The sequence below is a fragment of the Cellvibrio sp. genome (genome assembly GCF_039207905.1).
GTDB lineage: Bacteria > Pseudomonadota > Gammaproteobacteria > Pseudomonadales > Cellvibrionaceae > Cellvibrio.
On the sequence record NZ_JBCECX010000016.1, the window covers coordinates 1 to 24,588 of the forward strand.

Genomic DNA, 24,588 nt, shown 5'->3' on the forward strand with positions numbered 1-24,588 from the left:
TGTTGTTGCATTTGCCGATGCGGTAAAATTGGTACAGCAACGCGGGAAATTTATGCAAGAGGCTGTGCCTGCCGGACAGGGTGGTATGGCGGCGATTATCGGTCTTGATGATGCGTTAATTCTCGAAGCGTGTAAAAAAGCGGAGCAGGGCGAAGTTGTCGCTGCAGTTAATTTTAATTCACCGGGACAGGTTGTTATTGCGGGGTCGGCAGCGGCGGTGGAGCGCGCGAGTGCGCTTTGTAAAGAGGCTGGCGCAAAGCGTGCGTTACCTCTGCCTGTGAGCGCTCCATTTCATACTGAATTAATGCGTCCTGCAGCTGAGCGCTTGGCTGATCAAATTGCGGCAACAACTTTTTCTGCTCCGCAGATTCCAGTTGTGCACAATGTAACAGCTGCGGTAGAGGCAGATCCTGAAAAAATTAAAGCGTTGATGATTGAGCAAATTTACAGCCCTGTTCGTTGGGTGGAGTGTGTAAATACTATGGTTGCTGCAGGTATCACCTCTACGCTGGAGTGCGGCCCAGGTAAAGTACTTTCAGGTTTGAATAAGCGTATTCATGCTGAGTTGGCGACAACATCAGTTGAGAAGCCAGAAGAATTGCAGTCGGCATTAACGAGCTTTGTGTAATTGTTTATTTCTGGATTTCGATTTTTTAGTTTTCTATTTTTATTTTACACGGGAACAATAAATGTTAAATCTTAACGATAAAGTTGCCTTGGTTACCGGTGCTAGTCGTGGCATTGGTGCAGCAATCGCTGAGCAGTTAGGTAAGGCCGGTGCAGTGGTTATTGGCACGGCAACCAGTGCTTCCGGTGCTGAAAAAATTTCTGCACGTTTTGCTGAATTGGGTATTCGTGGTGTCGGTAAAGTATTGAACGTAACAGATGCAGATTCGGTTGCAACCTTGTTAAAAGAAGTGGGCGATGAATTTGGCGCGCCTGCGATTTTGGTCAACAACGCAGGTATTACAAAAGATAATTTGTTAATGCGCATGAGTGATGAAGAATGGTTTGATGTCATCAATACCAATCTGAGTGCAATCTACCGTTTGAGCAAAGGTGTGTTGCGCGGCATGATGAAAGCTCGCTGGGGCCGTATTATCAACATCAGTTCGGTTGTGGGTGCGATGGGAAATCCTGGCCAGTCTAATTATGCGGCAACCAAGGCTGGCGTTGCTGGCTTTGCTCGCTCTTTAGCGGCTGAGGTTGGTTCACGTAATATTACGGTAAACACAGTTGCACCGGGCTTCATTGATACCGATATGACTAAAGTGTTGCCCGAAGAGCAAAAGCAGCAGTTGTTATCCCGCATTCCTCTGGGGCGCTTGGGTTCACCTGAGGAGATTGCTTCCGTAGTTGTTTTCTTGGCCAGTGATGCCGGTGCTTATATCAGCGGAGAGACAATTCACGTCAATGGCGGCATGTACATGTCGTGATTTTTCGATTATAACTTATTGTTTTTAATAGGTTATTTTCTATAAATCAAAGAAATTTGCCTCTTGGCATTACAACAACCCTAAAATCGATGTAAAATGCGCGACGATTTTGACCGGAACACTCGACCCGGCTGTTTTTTTGGCTTGAAGTGTCAGGCGTTTCGAACATATAACCACTAGGAGTTACATAACATCATGAGTAGCATTGAAGAACGCGTAAAAAAGATCGTTGCTGAGCAACTGGGTGTGAAAGAAGAAGAAGTTAAAAACGAAGCTTCTTTCGTCGAAGATCTGGGCGCTGATTCTTTGGATACCGTAGAGTTGGTAATGGCTCTCGAAGAAGAATTTGAAACTGAGATTCCGGATGAAGAAGCCGAGAAAATCACTACTGTTCAATTGGCTATCGATTACATCAATGCCAACTTGGCATAATTTGCCTGCTTGGTTTGATTTAACTGGCAGCTGATATCTGTTTTTCAAAAAGCCGTATTATTGCAAAATAGTACGGCTTTTTTTTTGCCTTCAGGCATGTTCAATCGTAGTTTCCGATGTCTTACGAATCATCAAGATAATTGGGGTGCTGCAGTTGCGCTCAATCATCTTTCGCAGGAGAACTTTAAACGTGTCTCGTAAAAGAGTTGTAGTTACTGGTTTGGGTATGATCAGTTCACTGGGTAATACCGTTGAGGATACCTGGAATGGCATCGTCAACGGGAAAAGTGGAGTGCAAACTATTACCCACTTCGATGCATCGGCTTTTACCACGCAATTTAGTGCATCGGTGAAAGGCTTGGTGGTGGATGATTATTTCCCCAGCAAAGAAGCTCGCAAAATGGACCCGTTTATCCAGTACGGTATGGTTGCTGGTATTCAGGCAATTCGCGATTCCGGATTGGAAATCACTGAAGCGAATGCAGGGCGAATTGGCGTATCCATTGGTTCCGGGATTGGTGGTATCGGGACTATCGAAGAGGGTTCTTCAACCCTTGAGCATAAAGGCCCACGTCGTATATCCCCGTTTTTTGTGCCCAGTGCCATTATCAACATGATCTCCGGCAACCTCTCGATCATGTACGGTTTGCGTGGCCCCAATATCGCTATTACTACTGCTTGTACCACCGGTACGCACAGCATTGGTTTTGCTGCGCGTATGATTCAATACGGTGATGCTGATGTGATGGTGGCGGGCGGTGCAGAGATGGCGACCACGCCTCTTGGGTTAGGCGGTTTTGCTGCGGCACGTGCTCTGTCTACCCGCAATGACAATCCGCAAGCGGCAAGTCGCCCCTGGGATAAAGACCGTGATGGTTTTGTGCTGGGCGATGGTGCTGGTGTACTGGTGCTTGAGGAATATGATCATGCGAAAGCGCGCGGTGCGAAAATTTATGCCGAGTTGATTGGCTTCGGTATGAGTGGTGATGCTTATCACATGACTTCACCACCGGAAGATGGTTCGGGTGCAGCGGCGTCAATGCGTAATGCTATTTTGGATGCGGGTATATCGCCAGAATTGATTCATTACATCAATGCACACGGCACTTCAACGCCGGCCGGCGACAAAGCAGAGTGCCAAGCTGTTAAATCAGTTATGGGGGCTGCTGCAGGGCAAGTTGCAGTGAGTTCGACCAAATCCATGATTGGCCACTTGTTGGGGGCTGCTGGTGCTGTTGAGGCGATATTCAGCGTGCTGGCCATTCGGGATCAAGTGGCACCACCGACGATCAATCTGGATAATCCAGAAGAATCTTGTGCAGATCTCAATCTGGTGCCGCACACCGCACAAGAGCGCAAAATTGAAGCAGTGTTGTCCAACTCATTTGGTTTTGGTGGTACAAACGGATCTCTGGTTTTCCGCAAGCTGTAATTTCGGTTTATTTTGAGTTAAAAATGACGCCGGACTGGAGACAGTCCGGCGTTTTTGTATAGACTCCCATCATGTCAATAAATCTACCCCTCATTAGTGTTAACGGTATTCTCGACGCAGCGATATCACCGCTGGATCGAGGTTTTGCCTATGGCGATGGCGTGTTTGAAACCTGCCGTTATCAAAATGGATCTATTCCCCTCTGGCCATATCACCGCGAGCGCTTGTTACAGAGTGCTGCGCGCTTAAAAATTCCGGTTGATGAATCCTTATTGGCTCAATACAAGGATGCGTTAATTGTTCAGGCGCAGGCGTATGGTGTTGAAGATGCGGTGTTGAAAATAACAGCTACTCGCGGTGTCGGTGGTCGCGGTTATCGTTTGCCTGAAACCGTGAATCCAACCTATTGTTTGGGGATTTTTGCCGGGAATCCGCTGCAGAACGAACAATTTAATGCAGGGGTTTCGGTGCGTATTTGCAACTTACGGATATCGGCAAATCCTGCGCTTGCCGGCATGAAGCATTTGAATCGACTTGAACATATTCTGGCTCGTTCAGAATGGGCTAGTGAATATGCAGAAGGTTTATTGCTGGATACGCAGGGTAGGGTGGTGGAGGCAACGGTCAGTAATCTTTTTGCAGTAAAGGATAATCAACTCTATACACCTGATTTATCAAGTGCTGGCGTCGCGGGAGTTATGCGCAGGGTGATTGTTGAGCAATTTGCACCTGCCGCAGAGCTAACAGTCAATGTTGTCGATATGGAGTTGGATTTTCTCTTGTCTGCGGATGAAATTTTTCTTTGCAATAGTGTCTACGGTATCTGGCCTGTAAACAATGTGATTGATGATAGGGAAAAAAATCCACAGCAGTATGCTTTTCACCAGCACCAAATAACGCAAGCACTGCAGCATCAGCTTCTGCAATTTTTTTAGTTAATTCGAGTGAGTCATAACGACGTTTCTATGAGTAAAAAATTATCGTTGACAATGAAGTTGCTGGGCTTGTTTGCCGGTATTTGTCTTGCAGGTTTGATCGGCCTGCTAGGGGCTTGGTTTTATGTGCAGAATTGGTTTGTTACGCCGTTAAATATTCCTGAACAAGGCTACACTTACGATTTAAAGCAGGGGCACTCCCTGAGTCATTTAGCTAACGATTTGGGTAATGAAAAAATACTAAATCATCCGCGCTTATTGCGTTTGTATGCGCGCTTTGATGAGACAGCAAATATTCACGCGGGCGAATATTTTTTCCCTGCTGGAGCAACGCCAAAAGATGTGTTGTTAAAGCTCAAAAGCGGCGATGTAGTTTTATACCAAGTTACTTTTGTTGAGGGTTGGACAGTAAAGCAAGTGCTGGCATCGTTGGAAAAGCTGACCACCATCCGGCATCAGCTTAGCGGTAAAACGGAGCAGGAACAGTTAGCTTTGCTGGGATTGCCAATTCAGCATCTTGAAGGATGGTTCTTTCCTGATACCTACAGTTTTAGCCGCAACACCACCGATGTTGAAATATTGCAAAACGCTCACCGAAAAATGCAATCACTATTGGATTCAGAGTGGGAAAAGCGTGTGCCCAACTTGCCCTATAGCAACAGCTATGAGGCATTGATTATGGCGTCTATTGTCGAGCGTGAGACGGGGCATCATAGTGAGCGTGATCAGATCGCAGGTGTGTTTGTTCGTCGGTTGCAACAGGGAATGAAACTACAAACAGATCCCACGGTTATTTATGGAATGGGTGATAGCTACGTTGGTCGTATTACGCGCAAAAATCTTGAAGAGGCAACCAGCTATAACACTTATGTCATTCCAGGTTTGCCACCAACACCAATATCGCTGCCGAGTGCTGCATCGATTAAGGCGGCACTTAATCCTGCATCTGGCAAGGCGCTGTATTTTGTGGCTAAAGGTGACGGTACCAGCGAGTTCTCCGATAGCCTGGATGCGCACAATCAGGCGGTTCGGCGCTACCAGTTGAATCGTCGCAGTGATTATCGTGCTGCTCCGCCCTCTGCATCACCCTCTGCACAGAAGAATTGAGTGTTTTTTGTGCTTGGAGAGAGCGTTTTGCACGGTATGAAAAGCGCTCTCGACTCAGTACAATAGCCATTAATATCAATGACTAACCCCCGGATTTGTGATCCTATCCTGACGGATTTACGATCCTGCCCTATGGCCTTTACCCTGACGGATTTTTTATCCCATGAGCGACAATAATTCAGCGATTGATACTGCCGACATTGGCAATACCGAAACAAAAAGCAAGCCTTTGCATTTTATCCAACAAATTATTCGCAAAGATTTGGAGCAGGGATTACATCAAAAAATTGTCACCCGTTTTCCGCCTGAACCAAATGGCTATTTGCACATAGGTCACGCTAAATCTATCTGCCTCAATTTCGGTGTGGCGGAAGAGTTTGGTGGTGTCTGCAATTTGCGTTTTGATGATACGAATCCTGAAAAAGAGAATGAAGAATTCGTTAATGCCATCAAGCAGGACGTCGAGTGGTTAGGTTTTAAATGGGATGGGGCGGTTCGCTATACATCTGATTATTTTGATCAGCTACATGCTTGGGCAATTCATTTGATTAACAATGGATTGGCATTCGTGTGCGATCTGAGCGCAGAGCAAATGCGTGAATACCGTGGCACTTTGGTTGAAGCAGGTAAAAACAGCCCGTTCCGTGATCGCAGTGTGGAAGAGAATCTTGCGCTGTTTGAAAAAATGCGTGCCGGCGGATTTGAAGAGGGCGCTTGTTCTCTGCGTGCGAAAATTGATATGGCTTCGCCCAATATTAATTTACGTGATCCGATTATCTATCGCATTAAAAAAGCTCATCATCACCAAACCGGTGATAAATGGTGTATTTATCCTTCTTACGATTTTGCGCACGGCCAAAGTGATGCGCTGGAAGGTATTACCCATTCAATTTGTACACTGGAGTTTGAAGATCACAAGCCATTGTACGATTGGTTTATCCAAAACTTACCTGTGCCTGCGAAGCCGCGCCAATATGAATTTGCGCGCTTGAATATCAATTATGCCGTGACCAGCAAGCGTAAGTTGAAACAACTGGTTGATGAAAATCATGTTGATGGTTGGAATGACCCGCGCATGCCAACCATTTCAGGCATGCGTCGTCGTGGTTACACACCCGCGTCATTGCGCGATTTTTGTGATCGTATCGGCGTCACTCGTTCTGATAGCATCGTTGATGTAGGTGTGTTGGAGTTTTGTGTGCGCGATGATTTAGACAAAAACGCCCCGCGCGCAATGTGTGTGTTAAAACCACTCAAATTGACCTTGACCAATTATCCTGCAGAGCAAGTAGAGACATTGACTGTGCATAATCATCCTAATCGTGATGATTTAGGTGATCGCACTATTCCATTTACTCAAACGGTATTTATTGAACAAGAAGATTTCCGTGAAGAAGCCAATAAGAAATACAAACGTTTGGTGACCGGTAAGCGCGTACGTTTGCGTGGTGCTTACGTAATTGAAGCTGATGAGGCGATTAAAGATTCTGCTGGGAATGTGATCGAAGTGCGCGCGCGTATTATCGAAGGTACTTTGGGTAAAGACCCAGCAGACGGTGTAAAACCTAAAGGTGTTATCCACTGGGTTTCGGCGACGCAAAATCTCGATTGCGAAGTGCGTTTATACAATCGTTTGTTTAACGATGAAGCGCCGGATGCTGGCGGGAAAAACTTTTTGGATTCAATTAATCCAAATAACCTTGAAATTTTGCAGGGCTGTAAAGCAGAGCTTAGTCTTGGTACTGCCACCGTTGGTAGTGGCTATCAATTTGAGCGTCAGGGCTACTTCTGCCTTGATAGCAAATACAGCACGGGCGAAAAATTGGTATTTAATCGCACCATCAGTTTGAAAGACAGCTTCGGCAAAACGGAAGATCAGGAATAATATGCTGCAAATATACAACACTCTTACGCGTCAAAAAGAAGTTTTCAAGCCGATTAATCCTGGCAAAATTTCTATGTATGTTTGCGGTATTACTGTTTATGACTATTGCCATATTGGTCACGCACGAGTGTTGGTTGCGTTTGATGTGATCACCAAGTTTCTGCGGAGCCAGAGTTGGGATGTTACTTATGTGCGTAACATTACTGATATCGACGATAAAATTATCAAGCGCGCAAATGAGAATGGTGAGGAGTTTACTGTACTGACCAAACGCTTCATCGACTATATGCATGAAGATGAAACTCGTTTAGGAATTGCGCGCCCTGATATTGAGCCGCGTGCGACAGCGTTCATTGATCAAATTGTTGATATGAATAAAGCCTTAATTAATAAGGGCTATGCTTACGCAGCAAGTAATGGCGATGTCTATTACCGGGTAACACGTTTTGCTGACTATGGGAAACTAACTAATAAAAACGTAGACGAGTTACTTGTCGGAGCGCGTATCGAAGTCGATGAAATAAAAGAAGACCCGCGCGATTTCGTATTATGGAAAGCAGCGAAAGCTGGTGAACCTGCATGGAAATCACCTTGGGGAAATGGTCGTCCTGGCTGGCATATTGAATGCTCTGCAATGAGTAAAGATTGCTGTGGTGAAACCTTTGATATTCATGGCGGCGGACCTGATTTGCCATTTCCTCATCATGAAAATGAGATTGCCCAAAGCGAAGCGGCTAATGGCTGCAAATATGTTAACTATTGGATGCATGCCGGAGCCGTGCGTGTTGACGGCGAAAAGATGTCCAAATCACTGGGTAACTTTTTCACTATTCGCGATGTGCTGGAAAAATATCATCCAGAGGTTGTGCGCTTTTTATTGGTTAGCAGCCACTACCGCAGTCCGATTAATTATGCGGAAGATAATCTGATCGAGGCGCGAGCCGGATTGGAGCGTTTCTATGGTGGTTTGCGTGATTATGCTGATGTGGCACCAACACCTCTGGCTGAAATGGTAGATAGCCAATATTACAAAGCATTTGTTGAGGCCATGAACGATGACTTCAACACTCGCGTAGCGTTGGCAGGAATGTTTGATTTAGTTCGTGACCTGAATAATGCCAAGGGTGATATCGAATTGGCTAATGGCCTCGCCGGTCAATTGAAAGCATTGGGTTTGATATTGGGCGTGCTACAAGAAAACCCTGAAGTGTTTTTGCAGGCAGGCAGTTCAGATCAAATTACCGCTGAAGATGTTGAGCGGTTGATTGCTGAGCGTATTCAGGCTAAAAAAGATAAACAGTACGCTCGCGCTGATGAGATTCGGAAAGATCTGCTTGCGGCAGGTGTTGTTCTTGAGGACTCTCGTGATGGCACAACCCAATGGCGTCGTGAATAGATAGTTATGGGAAATAGTTTTTTTGACCCATTTGCGCTTTATTGGCTGGGCGGTTTTGTCTTGGTTTATGCCGTTTCACATCTGTTGGTTTCGCGGCATCCACGTTTTAGTAATATTGCCGATGCGCAAAAAAAAGTATTAATCAAACTTATTGCTATCGGTGTTTTTACTGCAATTTATCTATTGGTTAAGGTGTTTGGCGGGGATCTTTTTTCCCGCTAGACGTTTTTTTTAAATGGCAATCTGATTATTGCATCATGACTTGCTGATGTGAGAACCCTTCGGCGTTATCAACTTATGTTTCGCAGACTGTTTCGCAATCGAGGCTTGGGCGTAAATTTGCTTGCAGGGCTGAGCTTTTTATTGCTTGCGGTATACGGATGGGGTTTACATTGGGAAACTTTGGCTGATTATTTGTTGATTATTATCGTGTTATTCGCGGTATTGATTTTCATCGCTGCTGTGCTTGCATGGTGCGTTCGTAAATGGAGCCAAAGTCGCAAAGCAGATGAAAAAAAGAAAGATCGCCAATAGTTAATTATCGGCCGTGACTACAGCGCTACACTCGATTCAGAATGATTTCCAGCACTAGCTTGCTACCAAAATACGCGAGCATCAAACAAATAAATCCTGCCAGCGCCCAGCGAATAGCTTTATTTCCTCTCCAGCCCATTTGATGGCGGCCCCAGAGTAGCAGTGCGTAAATAAACCAGGCGATTAAAGCAAAAACAGTTTTGTGTACGAGATGTTGGGCGAACATGTCTTCCAAAAAATAAAACCCGGACAATATCGCCAGCGTCAACAAAATCTCACCCACCCAAAGTAACTCAAACAGCAGCGATTCCATGGTTTGCAGCGGTGGCAACAGACGTGCGTTGGCAATACGGTTTTTATCGCGCAGCGCTTTGTTCTGATAGGCCAGAATCAATGCATGCAAACTCGCAATGGTAAGAAGGCTATATGCAAGCAGGGCGGGTATGACGTGTGCCGCGATGGTGTAGCTCAATGAATGTTGCCATTCAGGATTGGTGAAGCAAATTGAGACCAATACCGAAAGCGCTGATAGCGGAAATAACAACAAAAATAAATTATGTAATTCTTTTTTCAGGCTGCTGATCAGGACGATTGCATTAATTAGCCAAAAAATAAGCGATGAAGCAGAAAACAGGCTGAAATTAAAACTATCGCCAGCCAAGCTTATACCGTAAACGCCAATACCATGTGCAACTAGCCCAATTGCTGCAGTGCCAAGAATCTGCGCGGAGGAAAACGATTTTTGACGCGCAAACTGGCTGCCGAAATAAATAGCAGCTGCAACGTAAACAAGAATGGCAATCAGGTTGGCGCTAAGGGTTATCATGCTGGTAGGGTTGATCCGTAACGGGAGATTTCATAGGCAAAGCTGAGGCCGCAAGTGTGTCACAAGGTACCGGCAAAGAGAAGGGTAAATGAGAAACAGCCTTATCCAGCGCTTACTGGGTGATGCTACAGATTGTTTATCAATACACCCTTTAAACCCGCTTTGAGGGTATAATCGCGGCCACTTTTCCTGGCTGATAGTCCAACTGAATCAGCCCACCGCGAATCAACCGTTTGTTTGAGACAGGCTATGTTTGAGAATCTAACCGACCGTTTATCCCATACGCTGCGCAGCATCACCGGCAAGGCACGCCTCAGTGAAGATAATATTAAAGACGCCTTGCGCGATGTGCGTAAGGCATTGCTTGAAGCGGACGTTGCGCTGCCGGTAGTCAAAGTATTTATCGATCAGGTACGCAGCCGTGCGCTGGGTCAGCAAATCAGTAAGGCGCTGAACCCCGGTCAACAATTTATCAAGATTGTTGAGGCTGAGTTGATTGCCACTATGGGGCAGGCGAATGAGTCACTGAATCTGGCTCAACAACCACCAGCAGTTGTATTGATGGCAGGTTTGCAAGGTGCTGGTAAAACGACCTCTGTTGCCAAGTTGGCGCGCTTCCTGAAAGAGCGTGAGAAGAAAAAAGTATTGGTGGTGAGTGCCGACGTATATCGTCCAGCGGCAATTCAACAGCTACAAACATTGGCGACCGAAGTGGGTGTGGAATGTTATCCATCCACTGGTGAGCAAAAGCCGCTCGATATTGCCCGCAATGCTATTGATCACGCCAGAAAGCAATTCTTTGATGTGTTGATTGTGGACACTGCTGGTCGTCTTCATATTGATGAAGACCTGATGACCGAAATCAAAGATCTTCACGCTGCAATTAATCCGATTGAAACCCTGTTCGTGATCGATGCCATGATCGGTCAGGATGCGGTTAACACAGCCAAAGCGTTTAACGATGCGTTGCCGTTGACCGGTGTGATCCTCACCAAAGCAGATGGTGACGCGCGCGGTGGTGCAGCTTTGTCGGTGCGTCACATCACTGGCAAGCCAATTAAATTCCTGGGGATGGGCGAGAAGGTCGATGCATTAGAGCCTTTCCACCCTGATCGTATTGCTTCGCGTATTTTAGGTATGGGTGATGTGCTCTCGCTGATCGAGCAAGCTGAGCGCACCATCGATAAAGAAAAAGCGGAGAAGTTGATCAAGAAAGTTACCAAAGGTCAGAAGTTTGATCTTGAAGATTTGCGCGATCAATTACAGCAGATGCAAAACATGGGTGGGTTGACTTCCATGTTGGATAAATTGCCTGGCCTTGGCAATGTTGCGCAAATGGCGCAGACAGCCAATATGGGCAAACAATTTAAAACCATGGAAGCTATTATTAATTCCATGACGCCCGAAGAACGTCGCAATCCTGATGATCTGAGTGGATCGCGCAAGCGCCGCATTACTATGGGTTCTGGTACACAAATTCAGGACTTAAACCGTTTGTTAAAGCAATATAAACAAATGGCAAAAATGATGGGCAAAATGAAAGGTGGCGGCATGCAAAAAATGATGCGCGGTATTGGCGGTATGATGCCGGGCGGCGGCGCAGCACCAGGCGGTGTTTTGCCTCCAGGCTTCCGTAAATAAGATTGAGCCCCTCAATAAAAAACCCGCTAAATGCGGGTTTTTTATTTGCAGCAGTATTTAAAAGGTATCACCCTGAAGCGTGACAACCAAGGTGCGACTACCTCCGTGGTTGCGATGCTCGCACAAATAAATTCCCTGCCAAACTCCCAGATTTAAACGTCCATCGGTAATCGGAATATTTAAGCTGGCACCAAGAAGGCTCGCTTTTAAATGCGCCGGTAAATCATCGCTGCCTTCATCATTATGTAAATAATAGGGCTGATCCTCCGGGACCGCGCGATTGAAAAAACTTTCAAAATCTTTGCGCACAGTGGGATCTGCATTTTCGTTAATGGTTAGCGACGCCGATGTGTGCTTAATCAAAATATTCAGCAAGCCAATTTTATAATTGGATAATTCTGGAATCTGCCGCAGGATTTCATCTGTCACCAGATGAAATCCACGTGCACGTGCGGTCAGGCGAAATTCTTTTTGCGTCCACATAGTTTTACTGCTTGGTGGCGGTTGGTGTAGGGCATTCGTCGGGAATATGTCCAATCACTTTTACATCCGCACAGGCACCACAAGCATTGCTGTAAGTTTTCTGTTCGGTCGACGGGCAGGGCGTTGTCACGCAGCGAACACCAGTGTCTCTTGTGGCGCAAACCGGGCGATAATCCATGGTGCAAACATTTGGCCGCTGCTCAGGACAATTGGTAAACACAGGCTGAGGCTTGCTCTCTATTGGTGTTGGCGTAGCGGTGCAAGCGGTAAGGATTGTTGTGAGTACAATTAATCTGAGTAGTGCTGACATGTTTCGCTCCGACAAATTATTTTTTGCGTAAGGCATCGCTTTCAAATGTGATACCACTCCAACCAAACTGGATGAAATTTCGGATATTTTGATGGTCTTGTGCATCAGGATGCTGCAACACATCTACACGATAATAATCGCCAAAACAGACAAGGGTTTGCGCTTCAGTTAAGCCCTGTAATTTGGCAAATGAAAACAATTTACAGGAGCCGGAATTTTGTCCTGCTTCATTTTTAATTGAACCATTTTGGAAGGCGCTTGGGGTAAATTCGTAGTTAGCATCGATAACAGCAATCGTATCGCCAAATTGGATCGAATCGGGTGCGCTGTTCAGTTTTGTGATAAATGCTTCAATGGTCATAATTACTTACTCTCACATAAAAATTAATGCGTATTTTACTCGCTCAACACGCAAAAGAATAATTGTTCTTCCTTTACTGGTTGTTCTTGTTTAATTGCGCTATGGTTGCGATATACCCTCAGCCCTCGTTAGTGATTGTCATGGCTAAAAAACGTCCTATTTATATTCCCTTTGCTGGTCCCGCGTTACTTGAAGCTCCCCTGCTAAATAAAGGAAGCGCGTTCACATTACGTGAGCGCCAACAGTTCAATCTGGAAGGCCTTTTACCTTACAACATTGAGACAATTGAAGAGCAGGAGGCTCGTGTTTATCAACAGCTTTGCTCGTTCGAAACTCCAATAGATAAGCATGTTTATTTGCGCAATATTCAGGATACCAATGAAACGGCTTATTTCCGTTTGGTTACTGATCATTTAGCGGAAATTATGCCGTTGATTTATACCCCGACAGTTGGCTTGGCCTGCCAGCAGTTCTCCAAGATATACCGTCGTAAACGCGGTTTGTTTATTTCTTATCCCGACCGTGACCGGATTGAGGATATGCTGCAAAACGCCACCAAGCAAAATGTCAAAGTGATCGTGGTCACCGATGGTGAGCGTATTTTGGGCTTGGGTGATCAGGGCATCGGGGGAATGGGGATTCCAATCGGTAAGCTTGCACTCTATACCGCTTGTGGCGGTATCAGTCCCGCTTACACCTTGCCCGTCACCTTGGATGTGGGAACTAACAATCAGGCGTTGTTGGATGACCCCATGTATATGGGCTGGCGCCATCCACGCATCACCGGTGATGAGTATTACCAATTTGTTGATGAGTTTATTCAGGCAGTTAAAGTTCGTTGGCCAAATGTACTGCTTCAATTCGAAGATTTTGCGCAAGATCACGCGACACCTTTATTGAACCGTTACCGTGATCAGCTTTGTTGTTTTAACGATGATATCCAAGGCACAGCCTCTGTTGCCGTGGGCACCTTGATGGCTGCCTGCAAAGCCAAGGGCGAACTACTAAAAGATCAGCGAATCGTATTTGCTGGTGCTGGATCAGCTGGCTGTGGTATCGCCGATCAGATTGTGAAGCAAATGAAAGCTGAAGGTGCAAGTGATGCTGAAGCGCGGGCACGTATCTTTTTAGTCAGTCGCGATGGTTTGCTTCAAAAAGGTTTGCCGGGATTATTTGAGTTCCACCTTCCTTTCTGCACTCCGGACGAAGTAGTCAATAGTTGGGCTTTGACCCATGAAGTGGGCGATGGCCCAGTCAATTTATTGGATGTTGTTACCAATGCTAAACCAACGGTATTGATTGGGGTTTCCGGACAAGCGGGATTATTTACGAAAACTGTGGTCGAAACCATGCAAGCACATTGCGAGCGACCATTGATATTGCCACTATCAAACCCAACCTCCCAAGCAGAAGCACAACCTGTTGATCTCCTTCGGTGGACAGCAGGAAAGGCGATGGTTGCTACTGGCAGCCCATTCGAGCCGGTTGATATGGGCGATCAGGTATTCGAGATTGCCCAGTGTAATAATAGTTATATCTTTCCTGGTATTGGTTTGGGTGTTATCACCGCGAAAGCAACGCGCATTACCGATAACATGATGATGGCGGCCAGTCAGGCTCTCGCGGATGCTTCTCCTCTTGCGCAAACTGGTAAAGGATCGCTCTTGCCTGCATTGGGCGATATTCGCGAAGTTAGCAAGGTGATTGCTAAAACGGTCATTTTGCAAGCAATAGCGGATGGAGTGGCGCTTCCTATACCGCTGGAATTGATTGACGAAAAAATTGAGAAAAATTTTTGGCAGCCAGAGTATCGCGAGTATCGCCGAACATCGTTTTGACGATGCTGTTCCTTTAGCTGGATGCTGTTATTTTGTGCAATTTACCCTAAGTGACCGTATATGCTAGGCTTCGAAGAGGAGGGGGGTAATACAGCATATTGAATCGGTGATTTATATAGACTTGGTTGGTGCGAATTGTTCGCGAATAGGGTCGAAGTTCGTGAAATATAGGCGTGACAACTGGTCAGATTGACCATAAAATCGCCGCCCAATTAAAAATTGATGACTTTGACGCCATTCTTGCTATCGTTTCTTTAGAACCTGATGCAGAATACGCAAAGGTGAAGGAGCGAGCCCTATTGGTTGGAGGTATTTTAAGCATTGATTGCTTTAGTTTTACCTGTAATCAAGATGGTTTTGGCATTGGGGGATGAAAGTTTGTCCTATACTGATGTTGTATTTGATGCCAGGATCGGGGCAGTTTGTACGAGAGACGCAGAGAATAGTGGTTGAACCACTCCTGCGGTACAGAAGCAAAAATATGCAAAATATGCTCGACCTTAACCCAATTTATAGCTTTTTAATCGACCTGAGTTGTTCGATAAAGGACTAAAACATGGATTTTCTTTCTGCACAGAAATACCTTTTAACCAAGCACCAAGCCAAAGAGATGTTTCCCTCTGGCCCTGATATGGCAGTGTACAAAGTGTGCCATAAAATGTTCGCAACCTTGACCGCTGAAGGTGGTGTCCCACGTGTCAGCCTGAAGTGCGATCCGGATCTGGCGTTACAGTTGCGTGAACAATATCCTGCTGTGCGTCCTGGTTTCCAAATGAACAAGAAGCATTGGAATACCATTATTTTGGATAGCTCTGTTCCCACCGAACAGATCCAGCGGATGATTGATCACTCTTATCAGTTGATCGTGGATAATCTGCCGACTGCCGAGCGCGACCAATTACTCGCTTCCAAAAAATAATCCCTGCTGTTGGCACTGGGCATGCGCCCGGTGCTTCCTATCGTGTAGGTACCAAGCATGTCGAATGATGCATCTGGTATAAATTCGCTGTCGACTGCTGGCAAGTTCGTAGTTTCCGATACATCTACATCCTCACTGGATACCGCTGAAAGGCTCAAACTGATTCGCGAAGCCTTTGGTTTTTCCCAGCGAGAGCTTGCCAAGCGTGCAGGTGTTACCAACAGCAGTATTTCAATGATTGAGCAAGGGCAGGTTAGTCCCAGCGTACAATCACTCACCCGCATTCTTTCTGCATTTCCAATTGGGCTTGCGGATTTTTTCAGTTTTGATCCCTCCAATCCCGCCCACATTTATCGCTCCGGTAATCTTCAATTAACTGCCGATGAAACTGGCCTGAAGATTCAAGCATTTGGTTCATCCAAGGCGCAAATTGATGCTCGGATTGAGAGTTTGCCAACCGGGCAATCGCTTGGGTTCGATCTGCCTGCTACCGATATTTGTGGTTTGGTGCTTGAGGGTGAGGTGCAGCTGGTGCTTCTTAGTGGAACCGAGTTATTGCAGGTGGGCGATGGTTTTTACATTCCAGCCAGGCAACCTTACCAGCTATCAAATGTCTCTATTACGGAATGCAGATTATTTCGTTGTTCGCTTTTTGTGCATAAGGTGTAATTCGCGCAAATTTTTGTGCGTTATAACCCAGCTACCTGCACTCCTATAAGGCAAGTCCCTGCTGGCCTGCTACACTCAAATCCAGATTTTCCCTCCTCGTTCCTTATTAGAAAGAGAGATTAATTATGTTTCAAGGACAAGCCCTAAAGGTTTCTTTGTTGCCTGATGGCATCGCGGAACTGACCTTTGATCTGCAAGGCGAATCGGTGAACAAATTCAGTTTGCTCGTCGTTTCTGAACTCCAGCAAGTACTCGATCTACTCGAAAAATCAAAAGACGTTCGGGGATTGCTGGTCAAAAGCGCGAAAGATGTTTTTATCGTCGGCGCTGACATTATGGAATTCGGTGCAGTATTTGCTGCTGGTCCCGAACAAATTACTGGTCATCTTGCCACCAATAATCGCAACTTCTGCCGCTTGGAAGATTTACCTTTTCCAACAGTCGTAGCGATTAACGGATTTGCGCTGGGCGGTGGTTTGGAGTTCTGTTTATCCTGCGATTACCGCATCGCTAGCACCGCAGCCAAAGTTGGCCTGCCGGAAACCAAGCTAGGCATTATTCCAGGGTGGGGCGGCACTGTTCGCCTGCCGCGGGTTGCCGGACTTGATACTGCCGTTGAATGGATTGCCGCTGGTAAAGAAAATGATGCAGAGACTGCGCTAACTGCGCGTGTAGTTGATGCGGTCGTTGAGCCAGCAAAACTAATTGATGCTGCGCTGAATTGTTTGCAGCAATGTATTAATGGCAAGTTTGATTATCAAGCTCGCCGCACACAGAAAAAATCGCCACTCAAATTAAATTTCATTGAATCCATGATGGCTTTCGAAACTTCAAAAGCTTTTGTGGGTGGACAGGCGGGGCGCAATTATCCAGCGCCTGTTTCTGCTATTAAAGCAATGCAAAAAGCCGCTGATAAAGGGCGTGATGAGGCATTGCAAGCTGAAGCAGAGAATTTTGCCAAAATGGCACAGACTCCTGTTGCTCAATCGCTCGTCGGTATTTTTATCAATGAGCAAATTCTGAGTAAAAAAGCCAAAGGTTGGGAGAAAAAGGCTGATAAAAAAATTGCACGCGCTGCAGTGCTGGGTGCAGGAATTATGGGCGGTGGTATCGCCTACCAATCAGCGTTAAAAGGCGTGCCGATTAAAATGAAAGACATTGCCCAGCAGGGGATTGACCTTGGTTTGTCGGAAGCGAATAAATTATTAAGTAAGCGTGTTGAACGTAAAAAATTAACCGCAACTGAAATGGGCAATGTATTAAATCGTATTGAGCCCGCATTGACTTACGATGGTTTCGATAAAGTAGATATTGTTGTCGAGGCTGTAGTTGAAAATCCTAAAGTGAAAAAAGCGGTATTGGCTGAAGCAGAAACCAAAGTCAGCAGTGATACGGTTCTCGCATCAAATACCTCCACTATTTCTATTACCTATCTTGCCGAAGGTTTGGCGCGTCCGGAAAACTTCTGCGGTATGCACTTTTTTAACCCGGTGCACATGATGCCTTTGGTGGAAGTGATTCGCGGTGAGAAGACCTCGGACAACGCTGTCGCCCGTACCGTAGCTTACGCAAATGCGATGGGCAAAAAGCCAATTGTTGTAAAGGATTGCCCTGGCTTTTTAGTAAACCGTGTGCTGTTCCCGTATTTGGCTGGCTTTGCATTGCTGGTGCGTGATGGTGTTGATTTCCAGCGTATCGATAAATTAATGGAAACCTGGGGTTGGCCAATGGGGCCTGCTTATTTGTTGGATGTGGTGGGTATTGATACCGCAGTCCATGCAGAAAAAGTGATGGCGAATGGTTTCCCTGATCGTATGCAGCGCGATTTTACTTCGTGCACTGATGCGTTATTTGCTGCAGGTCGTCTCGGTCAGAAAAATGACAAAGGTTTTTACAATTACGAATTGGATAAAAAAGGCAAGCAAGCAAAAGTTGCTGCAGCTGAAGTGGCGAACATTCTCAAACCCACAATTCAAGGCGCAATTGAAATCAGCGATGAAGATATTGTCGCCCGCATGATGATTCCTATGGCGACTGAGCTTACTCGCTGCCTGGATGAGGGCATTGTAGAAACCGCAGCGGAAGCTGATATGGCATTGGTGTATGGCACAGGTTTTCCACCCTTCCGTGGTGGTGTATTCCGGTGGATTGATTTTATCGGCGCGCAAACTTTCTGCGATATGGCCGCGAAATTCACCGCACTCGGCGCGCTTTACCAAGTGCCGGAAAGCCTCAAAGCCAAAGCGGCTAACAACCAAAAATTTTACGGCTAAGGAGTCATAAGAATGAGCTTACAACCACGCGACGCCGTTATTGTTGATTACGCCCGCAGTGCCATGGGGCGCTCTAAAAATGGTTGCTTCCGCCATGTGCGTGCCGACGATATTTCTGCAGCAATTATCAAAGGTTTGCTCGCACGCAATCCGAAAGTTGACCCAGATACCATTGATGATTTGCTCTGGGGTTGTGTAATGCAACGCGAAGAGCAGGCATTCAACGTAGCACGTAATATTTTGTTGTTGGCTGGTTTGCCTCATACCATTCCGGCGCAAACAATCAACCGCCTTTGCGGCTCATCAATGTCGGCACTGCACACAGCGACGGTAAATATTCGTGCCGGACAGGGCGATGTTTATTTGATCGGTGGCGTTGAGCACATGGGACATTTGCCGATGTATGAATCCGTCAGTATCAATCCTTTGCTGGGTTTATCTGTTGCCAAGGCAGCGGGCAATATGGGGATGACAGCGGAATATCTCGCGCTATTGCATGGCATTAATCGCCAGCAGATGGACGAGTTTGGTGCTCGCTCTCATCAACTCGCGGCAAAGGCTCGTGAGTCAGGTAAATTTGCTCGTGAGATTATTGCGGTTGATGGTCATAACAGTGATGGTTTCCTTGTATCAGTTGATCAGGATGAAACCATCCGTCCGGAGACGACCGTTGAAGCCTTGGCTAAATTAGCACCGGTATTCGATCCCAAAAATGGTCAGGTGACTGCAGGTACCTCATCCCAGCTAAGTGATGGTGCATCGGTAATGCTGGTGATGTCCGCCGAGCGTGCAAAATCACTGGGACTTAAGCCAATCGCGAAAGTTGTTTCGCTCGGTCTGGCGGGGGTTGATCCATCCATTATGGGTTATGGTCCTGTTCCTTCTACAGAAAAAGCGCTGAAAGCGGCGAATCTGACGATTGATGATATAGATGCGGTTGAGCTTAATGAGGCCTTTGCGGCGCAGGCGTTGCCGGTATTGAAAGACCTCAAGCTACTGGAGGTAATGAACGATAAAGTGAATGTTCATGGTGGAGCTATTGCATTGGGGCATCCGTTTGGTTGTTCCGGTACGCGCATTACCGGTTCGTTGTTGACGGTGATGCAAGATCGCGATCTGAGTCTGGGTGTATCCACTATGTGTATTGGTTTGGGGCAGGGGATTACCACGGTATTGGAACGATTGAATTAATTCAGCTTGCTGGTGCAATCAATAAAGGGTCAACCTAGGTTGGCCCTTTGTTTTTAGAGTTACAAAATCATGCAAAAAATCCCGACCTGCTTCTAAGGGCAGCTCTGTTAAACTGCGCGTCAATATCGAAAGAGCGGAAAACACGCATTGATTCATTACTGCACTGATAAAACCATTACCGCAGAGCTGCTGATTGAACAATCAATACAGCGTTTACGAGCTGCTACAAATGCTGGGCATCAAGAACAGCTTATCTTTCATTTCACTCACACCCAACATTACCTCCCTGAACAGCCTCGACTGGATTTGCTGGCCCTGATCCAAATAGCTCTAGATCATAATTCTGAACCAGTGATCGAGGGTTGCATCACTATTTGTAATCCTGAGCGGCTGGAGCAGGTGCAATTGCTGACGGACAGTAATGGTGTACTTAAACGATATTCGCAGCAGCACTCGCTACCCTGGCTGGTTATGTCTGAGCCCTGGTTGCTTGCGCCGGTTCATATTCCGAAACCATGGGGACAGGAGATTTGGTATACGGGCATTGAAAGTCGCGGTCAGGCTGAAGTGGTTGGTGATGGCGGTAATGTGCCTCTACCTTGGTTGTTGGAATTAATGCCTCGCATGCTTGGCTTGAAAGAAGATCGCCAGCTAATTTTACTCAAAGTTCTTGATCCTTTAGCCGAAGAAGTTTACGGCGATCTGTATTTCGAATTGCATCAGGAAAAACAGGAGGTCTATGTTGTAACCCATATTGATCAGCAGGCATGGCCTGAAGGGACCGGCGCAATCCAGTTGGGCTTTGCCGAGCAAAAGCGCCAGCTTTTTCGCGATGACCAAGAATTCAAGCGAGCTTATCTATCTGCGGTTAAAGAATATGAGCAGGTACGGCGTGAGCTGGATAAAAAGCTGGACGATAAAAAGCATCAAGCAGGCTTTGAGCCCTGTCAGGCAGTCGATGTTACTCTGTTGATATCCTGGATTAACGAGCTTTCCCAACCTATTGAAAATAAAGAGTTGCTGCTAAAAGAAAATGCATTGCGCGAGGCTATGAATAGCTTTATTGCGCAGCATCCTTTAATCGTTGGTGATGTCGTAACTGTTCCAAAACTTGTTCCCCATGCATTGCAACATGGTGTGCGTGTAGTTGAGTTCCAGACCCCCGTTTATGAGCGGAAAATCCTAAGCTTTGCCCAGAAGGTATTAACCCAGGATCATTGGAACACGGAAGAGGCACTTGGCGTGGTTGATATGGATTTTTCTACACTTCAATCACCGGAGCTTCTGGATGCAAGTGAGAATATGACCGTGGAGCGCGTCGTCAACTTTGACGACTTTGAGGTGCGGCGCATCCGGCTGGATGGTGAGTATCTATTGGTGGGTGATGACTACCTGGTCGTGATGGTGGTGCAGGGGCATTTGAATTTACCCAGTGTTGGCAGTAAGGGCGGATACCGGCCGGGGCAGGCGCTAATAGTCCCGCGATCAGAGCGGGGTTGGTTAGTCTCTGGTTCGGATTCCTGCATCTTTCTTGTTGCTTCCGCGCGTTAATACCGGTGTGTGGTAAATAGGTTTTAGATTAATTGGGTGTTAGAATGCGCGCCCGTTTCTCGCCGAGGTCCCTATGTCATCTTTCTACGAAATTATTGAGCTGCTGAATGGCGACGTTGCGTTGGCACGCGCTGATGATGAGAGCAATGAACCTCTGGTGACAATCCGCTTTTCGCAAGAGTCTTTGGCTTTCCTTGGTGAAGAGAAATTTCTGGTTGCTAAAGCAATGATTGAGGCGGGAATGGAAGCAGCGGGAGATATTGCAGACCAACAAGCAGAAGCAATGTTGGACGATTTGGTAGAAGAATTGAGTGATACCGAGAAGTTGATGCTGCACTGATATTGATATTGCGATCATGCGAAAAAATGGATTACTTCAACACAAGCAATTTACTTTTTAAGTTACAAGCAAGCCTGTAAATATCTAAAATCGCTTCGCCTCCCTGCATTACTCCAATTCTTGAAGCAATTTTGTCCCTGTAAATCCTGACGCTAAAAACAGTTAGCGAACCCGTAACAATAAACCCTGGCAAGAGCCGGTCTTTGCGGCCAATTCAAGTTGAGCCAGTTCTTTATCGGTCAATTTCCCTGGGCTTGATATCACCGTATGGCTATTGCCCGCCGAAAGTGCCTCCCATGTAATCCACAAAAGTGTTTGTGGGTTTTGGCAATGAATTACGCGAATGTATTGCGTATTAACGCCATAGGATTCCAGTAATTCCCTGCTGATATTGTGCGGTGCTATCCAGGTAATCCAGCGGTCACTGCACGCATTACTCAGGAAGGCAATCATCGGTAGCAACAGTGCGACTTGCTCAGGCGAATCGCTGGTTAATACCAACTCAGTTACGCCGCTCGCAGGTTGTTGGCGAGTAGTATTGGTTGGTGGTATTACACGGGCAAGATTAGTCACGGCGAATCACTCCTACACTTAAGCCTTCAATGCTGAACTCCTGATCACGCATGTCGACGTGAATTACGTCGAACTCAGGGTTCTCCGGCCATAATTCAACCTGGGGTTTATTGCTTGCGCGCTTGAAGCGTTTAACCGTTACTTCTTCACCAATGCGTGCAACAACAATCTGTCCGTTTCTGACTTGATCGGTTTTATGTACTGCGAGCAAGTCACCATCGAGAATGCCAGCATCTTTCATGCTCATACCATGTACACGTAAGAAGTAATCTGCACTGGGAGAAAAGAAGCTTTGGGGAATATTGCAGTAGTCTTCAATATGTTCTTGCGCAAGTATGGGATTACCTGCGGCAACACGACCGATGATAGGGATGCCTGACTGCACATCGGGTAGTTTTATTCCGCGTGAGGCGCCGGGAATAATTTCGATTGCACCTTTACGGGCGAGTGCTTTGATGTGTTCTTCAGCGGCGTTGGCTGACTTAAAACCAAGAATACGTGCGATTTCAGCACGAGTCGGCGGGTAACCCGTTTCCTCGGCGTACTGGCGAATAAGTTGTAGTACCTGTTCCTGGCGCGGCGTTAAGTCAGACATGATGCACTCCTGAATCTGTTTATTTGTACAGTAGTTGTGATTATATACAGTAATTCGGGTTGTGCAATAGTTTTTCAATCTGCTGGTTATTTCACCCTGTCGCCGTAGCGAACGCTCTGTAATTGTCCTCTGGCGAAGTAGAGATGGGCTTTGAATTTGCCGGAGCCCGGGTGGTAGGTCCATATATCCACGTTCTCGCAAGCTGCCATGGCGATATTATTTTGGACGTTGTTATTGCCCACCTGCACACCTTGGGCTTGTGTGTTGGCGTTGGCCGCAATTGGCTGGCAGAAACTGTCAGTCATTACTGGCTCACCACACTTATCAATGATTTCTGCTTTTGTATCGCCGACGAGTGCGAGTTTGGTGTTACAGCGTAAAGAGTCAGCAAAGACAGGGTTCGCTATGCTTATTGAAACTAACGTAAATAAAGTGAGGCAAATACTGTTTTTCATGGTGACTGCTCCCTGATGGTTGATCCTATTAATCTAGTCTGAATAACTGAACGAGATATGAACTAGCTACCGAGCTTGCGTAATAATTTATCCAACCAGTGTGCCGGTAAAATACGTTTCATAAATCCCACTAAATAGGTAGGAAAGGTGACGTAGTAGCGTGCTTGTGGTTGTTTGGATTCGAGTGCATGAATAATGCGTTTATAGACTGCTTCTGGCCCGAGAGTAAACGGCGTGGTTGTTTCGGTTTTTCCAAGCCGTGCTACTGCACCCTCGTAAATTTTACGGTGTCTGCTCTTATTAATATCGATATGGTGAAGTAATGCGGTTAGCGCATTTTTACGAAATTGGCTGTGTATTGGGCCGGGCTCGATCAAACTTACGTAAACTCCAGTGCCTGTTAGTTCGAGCCTCAGTGTGTCGCTAATCCCTTCGATTGCATATTTACTCGCGTTGTAAGCGCCTCTCAATGGCATGGCTGCAATTCCCAATACCGATGAGTTTTGGATAATCCGCCCATAGCCTTGCTGCAGCATAATTGGTAGCGCTAAATTTGTGAGTTCGCACCAGCCAAAAAAATTGGTCTCAAATTGTTGTCGCAACGCCGCGATTGGCAAATCCTCCACAGCTCCCGGCTGACCATAGGCTCCATTATTAAATAGCGCGTAAAGCTGATGTCCGGTTAGCTCCATCGCTTGGGCGAAACCACTGTGGATTGAGGCTGAATTCGCAAGGTCGATCTGCACGCATTCCAATCCTTCATGCTGTAATCGCACAACATCCGCCTGCGCTCTGCAAGAGGCAATAACCCGGTAGCCCGCGTTTTTTAGTCCATGCGCTGCGTAATAACCTATGCCTGTTGATGCGCCGGTTATAAGAATAGTTTTTTGCATTATTGTCAGATTCTGGTTAAAGATTTTCGGGTTTATGCCGTTAGCTTATACGGTCACTGATTATTCAGTTTCAGCCATTAATAGCAATGCAAATTCAAACAATCTGTGGTGATTTATGAATGCTTATTCTGCCGTACAAAATTATTCCAGCGTAAAGGTTCACTCTGGCGTTGAAACTGCGTCACCCCATCGTTTAATCCAGATGTTGTTTGAAGGTGCATTGGAGCGTATTGCCCAAGCTAAAGGCGCTATGGCGCAAAATCAAATTGCCCGTAAGGGGGAATTGATTAGCAAAGCGGCTGCTATTGTTGGCGGATTGCAGGGTAGTTTGAATGATAAGGAAGGCGGGGCTTTGGCAGCTAATCTTGACGGCCTGTATGACTACATTATTCGTAGGCTGACGCAGGCCAACTACGAAAATAATCCTGATTATCTTGATGAATGCGGACGCTTGCTGGGCGAAATAAAAACCGCTTGGGATGCTATTGGCAGTCAGGTGTAGCGAGGAATTAT

Annotated in this window: 27 protein-coding genes; 19 read left to right on the top strand and 8 right to left on the bottom strand. The window is 46.3% G+C overall.

The annotated features are described in order from the left end of the window. The 9 genes from AAGC78_RS11245 to AAGC78_RS11285 form a co-directional block, all read left to right on the top strand. The coding region (locus AAGC78_RS11245; RefSeq protein WP_435784176.1) for an ACP S-malonyltransferase at positions 1–628 on the top strand (628 nt) is incomplete at its 5' end. A 61-nt stretch (positions 629–689) separates the two neighbouring features. Then, positions 690–1,436 (top strand): 3-oxoacyl-ACP reductase FabG, encoded by a 747-nt coding sequence (fabG, locus tag AAGC78_RS11250; protein WP_435784177.1) that lies wholly within the window; start codon positions 690–692, stop codon positions 1,434–1,436. A gap of 195 nt (positions 1,437–1,631) precedes the next feature. Then, a complete protein-coding gene (gene acpP, locus AAGC78_RS11255; RefSeq protein ID WP_012487300.1) occupies positions 1,632–1,868 on the top strand; it encodes an acyl carrier protein in 237 nt (78 codons plus the stop codon). A gap of 190 nt (positions 1,869–2,058) precedes the next feature. Then, on the top strand, positions 2,059–3,300 hold the full coding sequence (gene fabF, locus AAGC78_RS11260; RefSeq protein WP_435784178.1) for a beta-ketoacyl-ACP synthase II: 1,242 nt from the start codon (positions 2,059–2,061) through the stop codon (positions 3,298–3,300). A gap of 71 nt (positions 3,301–3,371) precedes the next feature. Further along, positions 3,372–4,235, top strand: coding sequence for an aminodeoxychorismate lyase (gene pabC / locus AAGC78_RS11265; protein ID WP_435784179.1), 864 nt, complete (start codon positions 3,372–3,374; stop codon positions 4,233–4,235). A 30-nt stretch (positions 4,236–4,265) separates the two neighbouring features. Continuing rightward, positions 4,266–5,342: an endolytic transglycosylase MltG gene (gene mltG / locus AAGC78_RS11270; protein ID WP_435784180.1), complete on the top strand. Its 1,077-nt coding sequence runs from the start codon at positions 4,266–4,268 to the stop codon at positions 5,340–5,342. Between the two features lie 163 nt (positions 5,343–5,505). Further along, positions 5,506–7,227 (top strand): glutamine--tRNA ligase/YqeY domain fusion protein, encoded by a 1,722-nt coding sequence (locus tag AAGC78_RS11275; protein ID WP_435784181.1) that lies wholly within the window; start codon positions 5,506–5,508, stop codon positions 7,225–7,227. A 1-nt stretch (position 7,228) separates the two neighbouring features. Then, positions 7,229–8,623, top strand: coding sequence for a cysteine--tRNA ligase (gene cysS, locus AAGC78_RS11280; protein ID WP_435784182.1), 1,395 nt, complete (start codon positions 7,229–7,231; stop codon positions 8,621–8,623). A 297-nt stretch (positions 8,624–8,920) separates the two neighbouring features. Next, positions 8,921–9,157 carry a hypothetical protein gene (locus AAGC78_RS11285; RefSeq protein ID WP_435784183.1) on the top strand — a complete coding sequence of 79 codons (237 nt, stop codon included), beginning with the start codon at positions 8,921–8,923 and terminating at the stop codon, positions 9,155–9,157. Positions 9,158–9,182: 25 nt separating this feature from the next. Here AAGC78_RS11285 and AAGC78_RS11290 read toward each other — a convergent pair whose 3' ends face one another. Then, positions 9,183–9,983 carry a cytochrome C assembly family protein gene (locus tag AAGC78_RS11290; RefSeq protein ID WP_435784184.1) on the bottom strand — a complete coding sequence of 267 codons (801 nt, stop codon included), beginning with the start codon at positions 9,981–9,983 and terminating at the stop codon, positions 9,183–9,185. Between the two features lie 249 nt (positions 9,984–10,232). Here AAGC78_RS11290 and ffh point away from each other — a divergent pair, with 249 nt between their 5' ends. Further along, entirely contained in the window at positions 10,233–11,624 is a 1,392-nt protein-coding gene (ffh, locus tag AAGC78_RS11295) for a signal recognition particle protein (protein ID WP_435784185.1), read from the top strand. A 57-nt stretch (positions 11,625–11,681) separates the two neighbouring features. Here ffh and AAGC78_RS11300 read toward each other — a convergent pair whose 3' ends face one another. Genes AAGC78_RS11300 through AAGC78_RS11310 form a run of 3 tightly spaced genes read right to left on the bottom strand, consistent with a single transcriptional unit; the run spans position 11,682 to position 12,778 of the window. Continuing rightward, positions 11,682–12,107: a secondary thiamine-phosphate synthase enzyme YjbQ gene (locus tag AAGC78_RS11300; RefSeq protein WP_435784186.1), complete on the bottom strand. Its 426-nt coding sequence runs from the start codon at positions 12,105–12,107 to the stop codon at positions 11,682–11,684. 4 nt (positions 12,108–12,111) lie between these two features. Beyond that, positions 12,112–12,417, bottom strand: a complete 306-nt coding sequence (locus AAGC78_RS11305; protein WP_435784187.1) for a hypothetical protein — start codon at positions 12,415–12,417, stop codon at positions 12,112–12,114. A gap of 16 nt (positions 12,418–12,433) precedes the next feature. Further along, positions 12,434–12,778, bottom strand: coding sequence for a HopJ type III effector protein (locus tag AAGC78_RS11310; protein WP_435784188.1), 345 nt, complete (start codon positions 12,776–12,778; stop codon positions 12,434–12,436). Between the two features lie 140 nt (positions 12,779–12,918). On the opposite strand from AAGC78_RS11310, the gene AAGC78_RS11315 reads away from it, so the two are divergent. From AAGC78_RS11315 to AAGC78_RS11350, 8 genes are all read left to right on the top strand, one after another. Further along, positions 12,919–14,616, top strand: coding sequence for an NAD-dependent malic enzyme (locus AAGC78_RS11315; RefSeq protein ID WP_435784189.1), 1,698 nt, complete (start codon positions 12,919–12,921; stop codon positions 14,614–14,616). 173 nt (positions 14,617–14,789) lie between these two features. Then, positions 14,790–14,990: a hypothetical protein gene (locus AAGC78_RS11320; RefSeq protein ID WP_435784190.1), complete on the top strand. Its 201-nt coding sequence runs from the start codon at positions 14,790–14,792 to the stop codon at positions 14,988–14,990. A 182-nt stretch (positions 14,991–15,172) separates the two neighbouring features. Then, entirely contained in the window at positions 15,173–15,535 is a 363-nt protein-coding gene (locus AAGC78_RS11325) for an MmcQ/YjbR family DNA-binding protein (RefSeq protein ID WP_435784191.1), read from the top strand. 57 nt (positions 15,536–15,592) lie between these two features. Next, positions 15,593–16,204 carry a helix-turn-helix domain-containing protein gene (locus tag AAGC78_RS11330; RefSeq protein ID WP_435784192.1) on the top strand — a complete coding sequence of 204 codons (612 nt, stop codon included), beginning with the start codon at positions 15,593–15,595 and terminating at the stop codon, positions 16,202–16,204. 122 nt (positions 16,205–16,326) lie between these two features. Continuing rightward, entirely contained in the window at positions 16,327–18,477 is a 2,151-nt protein-coding gene (fadB, locus tag AAGC78_RS11335) for a fatty acid oxidation complex subunit alpha FadB (RefSeq protein ID WP_435784283.1), read from the top strand. Between the two features lie 12 nt (positions 18,478–18,489). Then, positions 18,490–19,668 (top strand): acetyl-CoA C-acyltransferase FadA, encoded by a 1,179-nt coding sequence (fadA, locus tag AAGC78_RS11340; protein ID WP_435784193.1) that lies wholly within the window; start codon positions 18,490–18,492, stop codon positions 19,666–19,668. 147 nt (positions 19,669–19,815) lie between these two features. Then, positions 19,816–21,219, top strand: a complete 1,404-nt coding sequence (locus tag AAGC78_RS11345) for a hypothetical protein (RefSeq protein WP_435784194.1) — start codon at positions 19,816–19,818, stop codon at positions 21,217–21,219. Between the two features lie 73 nt (positions 21,220–21,292). Continuing rightward, a complete protein-coding gene (locus AAGC78_RS11350) occupies positions 21,293–21,559 on the top strand; it encodes a hypothetical protein (RefSeq protein ID WP_435784195.1) in 267 nt (88 codons plus the stop codon). Between the two features lie 162 nt (positions 21,560–21,721). Here the strand turns inward: AAGC78_RS11350 and AAGC78_RS11355 are convergent, their stop codons facing one another. From AAGC78_RS11355 to AAGC78_RS11370, 4 genes are all read right to left on the bottom strand, one after another. Beyond that, positions 21,722–22,132, bottom strand: a complete 411-nt coding sequence (locus tag AAGC78_RS11355; RefSeq protein ID WP_435784196.1) for a cell division inhibitor SulA — start codon at positions 22,130–22,132, stop codon at positions 21,722–21,724. Beyond that, on the bottom strand, positions 22,125–22,727 hold the full coding sequence (gene lexA, locus AAGC78_RS11360; RefSeq protein ID WP_435784197.1) for a transcriptional repressor LexA: 603 nt from the start codon (positions 22,725–22,727) through the stop codon (positions 22,125–22,127). Before lexA ends, AAGC78_RS11355 begins: the two co-directional genes overlap by 8 nt. Positions 22,728–22,813: 86 nt before the next feature. Further along, positions 22,814–23,182, bottom strand: coding sequence for a DUF2845 domain-containing protein (locus tag AAGC78_RS11365; RefSeq protein ID WP_435784198.1), 369 nt, complete (start codon positions 23,180–23,182; stop codon positions 22,814–22,816). 62 nt (positions 23,183–23,244) lie between these two features. Then, complete coding sequence (locus AAGC78_RS11370) at positions 23,245–24,075, bottom strand: SDR family oxidoreductase (protein ID WP_435784199.1); 831 nt, start codon at positions 24,073–24,075, stop codon at positions 23,245–23,247. Positions 24,076–24,190: 115 nt separating this feature from the next. Between AAGC78_RS11370 and fliS the strand changes: the two genes are divergently transcribed. Then, a complete protein-coding gene (gene fliS / locus AAGC78_RS11375; RefSeq protein ID WP_435784200.1) occupies positions 24,191–24,577 on the top strand; it encodes a flagellar export chaperone FliS in 387 nt (128 codons plus the stop codon). Positions 24,578–24,588 lie beyond the last annotated feature (11 nt).

What these genes read in the sequence shown, in the direction of transcription:
- fabG (WP_435784177.1), top strand. Translation starts at nt 690, where the DNA reads ATGTTAAATCTTAACGATAAAGTTGCCTTGGTTACCGGTGCTAGTCGT.
- acpP (WP_012487300.1), top strand. Translation starts at nt 1,632, where the DNA reads ATGAGTAGCATTGAAGAACGCGTAAAAAAGATCGTTGCTGAGCAACTG.
- pabC (WP_435784179.1), top strand. Translation starts at nt 3,372, where the DNA reads ATGTCAATAAATCTACCCCTCATTAGTGTTAACGGTATTCTCGACGCA.
- mltG (WP_435784180.1), top strand. Translation starts at nt 4,266, where the DNA reads ATGAGTAAAAAATTATCGTTGACAATGAAGTTGCTGGGCTTGTTTGCC.
- AAGC78_RS11275 (WP_435784181.1), top strand. Translation starts at nt 5,506, where the DNA reads ATGAGCGACAATAATTCAGCGATTGATACTGCCGACATTGGCAATACC.
- cysS (WP_435784182.1), top strand. Translation starts at nt 7,229, where the DNA reads ATGCTGCAAATATACAACACTCTTACGCGTCAAAAAGAAGTTTTCAAG.
- AAGC78_RS11285 (WP_435784183.1), top strand. Translation starts at nt 8,921, where the DNA reads ATGTTTCGCAGACTGTTTCGCAATCGAGGCTTGGGCGTAAATTTGCTT.
- AAGC78_RS11290 (WP_435784184.1), bottom strand. Translation starts at nt 9,983, where the DNA reads ATGATAACCCTTAGCGCCAACCTGATTGCCATTCTTGTTTACGTTGCA.
- ffh (WP_435784185.1), top strand. Translation starts at nt 10,233, where the DNA reads ATGTTTGAGAATCTAACCGACCGTTTATCCCATACGCTGCGCAGCATC.
- AAGC78_RS11300 (WP_435784186.1), bottom strand. Translation starts at nt 12,107, where the DNA reads ATGTGGACGCAAAAAGAATTTCGCCTGACCGCACGTGCACGTGGATTT.
- AAGC78_RS11305 (WP_435784187.1), bottom strand. Translation starts at nt 12,417, where the DNA reads ATGTCAGCACTACTCAGATTAATTGTACTCACAACAATCCTTACCGCT.
- AAGC78_RS11310 (WP_435784188.1), bottom strand. Translation starts at nt 12,778, where the DNA reads ATGACCATTGAAGCATTTATCACAAAACTGAACAGCGCACCCGATTCG.
- AAGC78_RS11315 (WP_435784189.1), top strand. Translation starts at nt 12,919, where the DNA reads ATGGCTAAAAAACGTCCTATTTATATTCCCTTTGCTGGTCCCGCGTTA.
- AAGC78_RS11325 (WP_435784191.1), top strand. Translation starts at nt 15,173, where the DNA reads ATGGATTTTCTTTCTGCACAGAAATACCTTTTAACCAAGCACCAAGCC.
- AAGC78_RS11330 (WP_435784192.1), top strand. Translation starts at nt 15,593, where the DNA reads ATGTCGAATGATGCATCTGGTATAAATTCGCTGTCGACTGCTGGCAAG.
- fadA (WP_435784193.1), top strand. Translation starts at nt 18,490, where the DNA reads ATGAGCTTACAACCACGCGACGCCGTTATTGTTGATTACGCCCGCAGT.
- AAGC78_RS11350 (WP_435784195.1), top strand. Translation starts at nt 21,293, where the DNA reads ATGTCATCTTTCTACGAAATTATTGAGCTGCTGAATGGCGACGTTGCG.
- lexA (WP_435784197.1), bottom strand. Translation starts at nt 22,727, where the DNA reads ATGTCTGACTTAACGCCGCGCCAGGAACAGGTACTACAACTTATTCGC.
- AAGC78_RS11365 (WP_435784198.1), bottom strand. Translation starts at nt 23,182, where the DNA reads ATGAAAAACAGTATTTGCCTCACTTTATTTACGTTAGTTTCAATAAGC.
- AAGC78_RS11370 (WP_435784199.1), bottom strand. Translation starts at nt 24,075, where the DNA reads ATGCAAAAAACTATTCTTATAACCGGCGCATCAACAGGCATAGGTTAT.
- fliS (WP_435784200.1), top strand. Translation starts at nt 24,191, where the DNA reads ATGAATGCTTATTCTGCCGTACAAAATTATTCCAGCGTAAAGGTTCAC.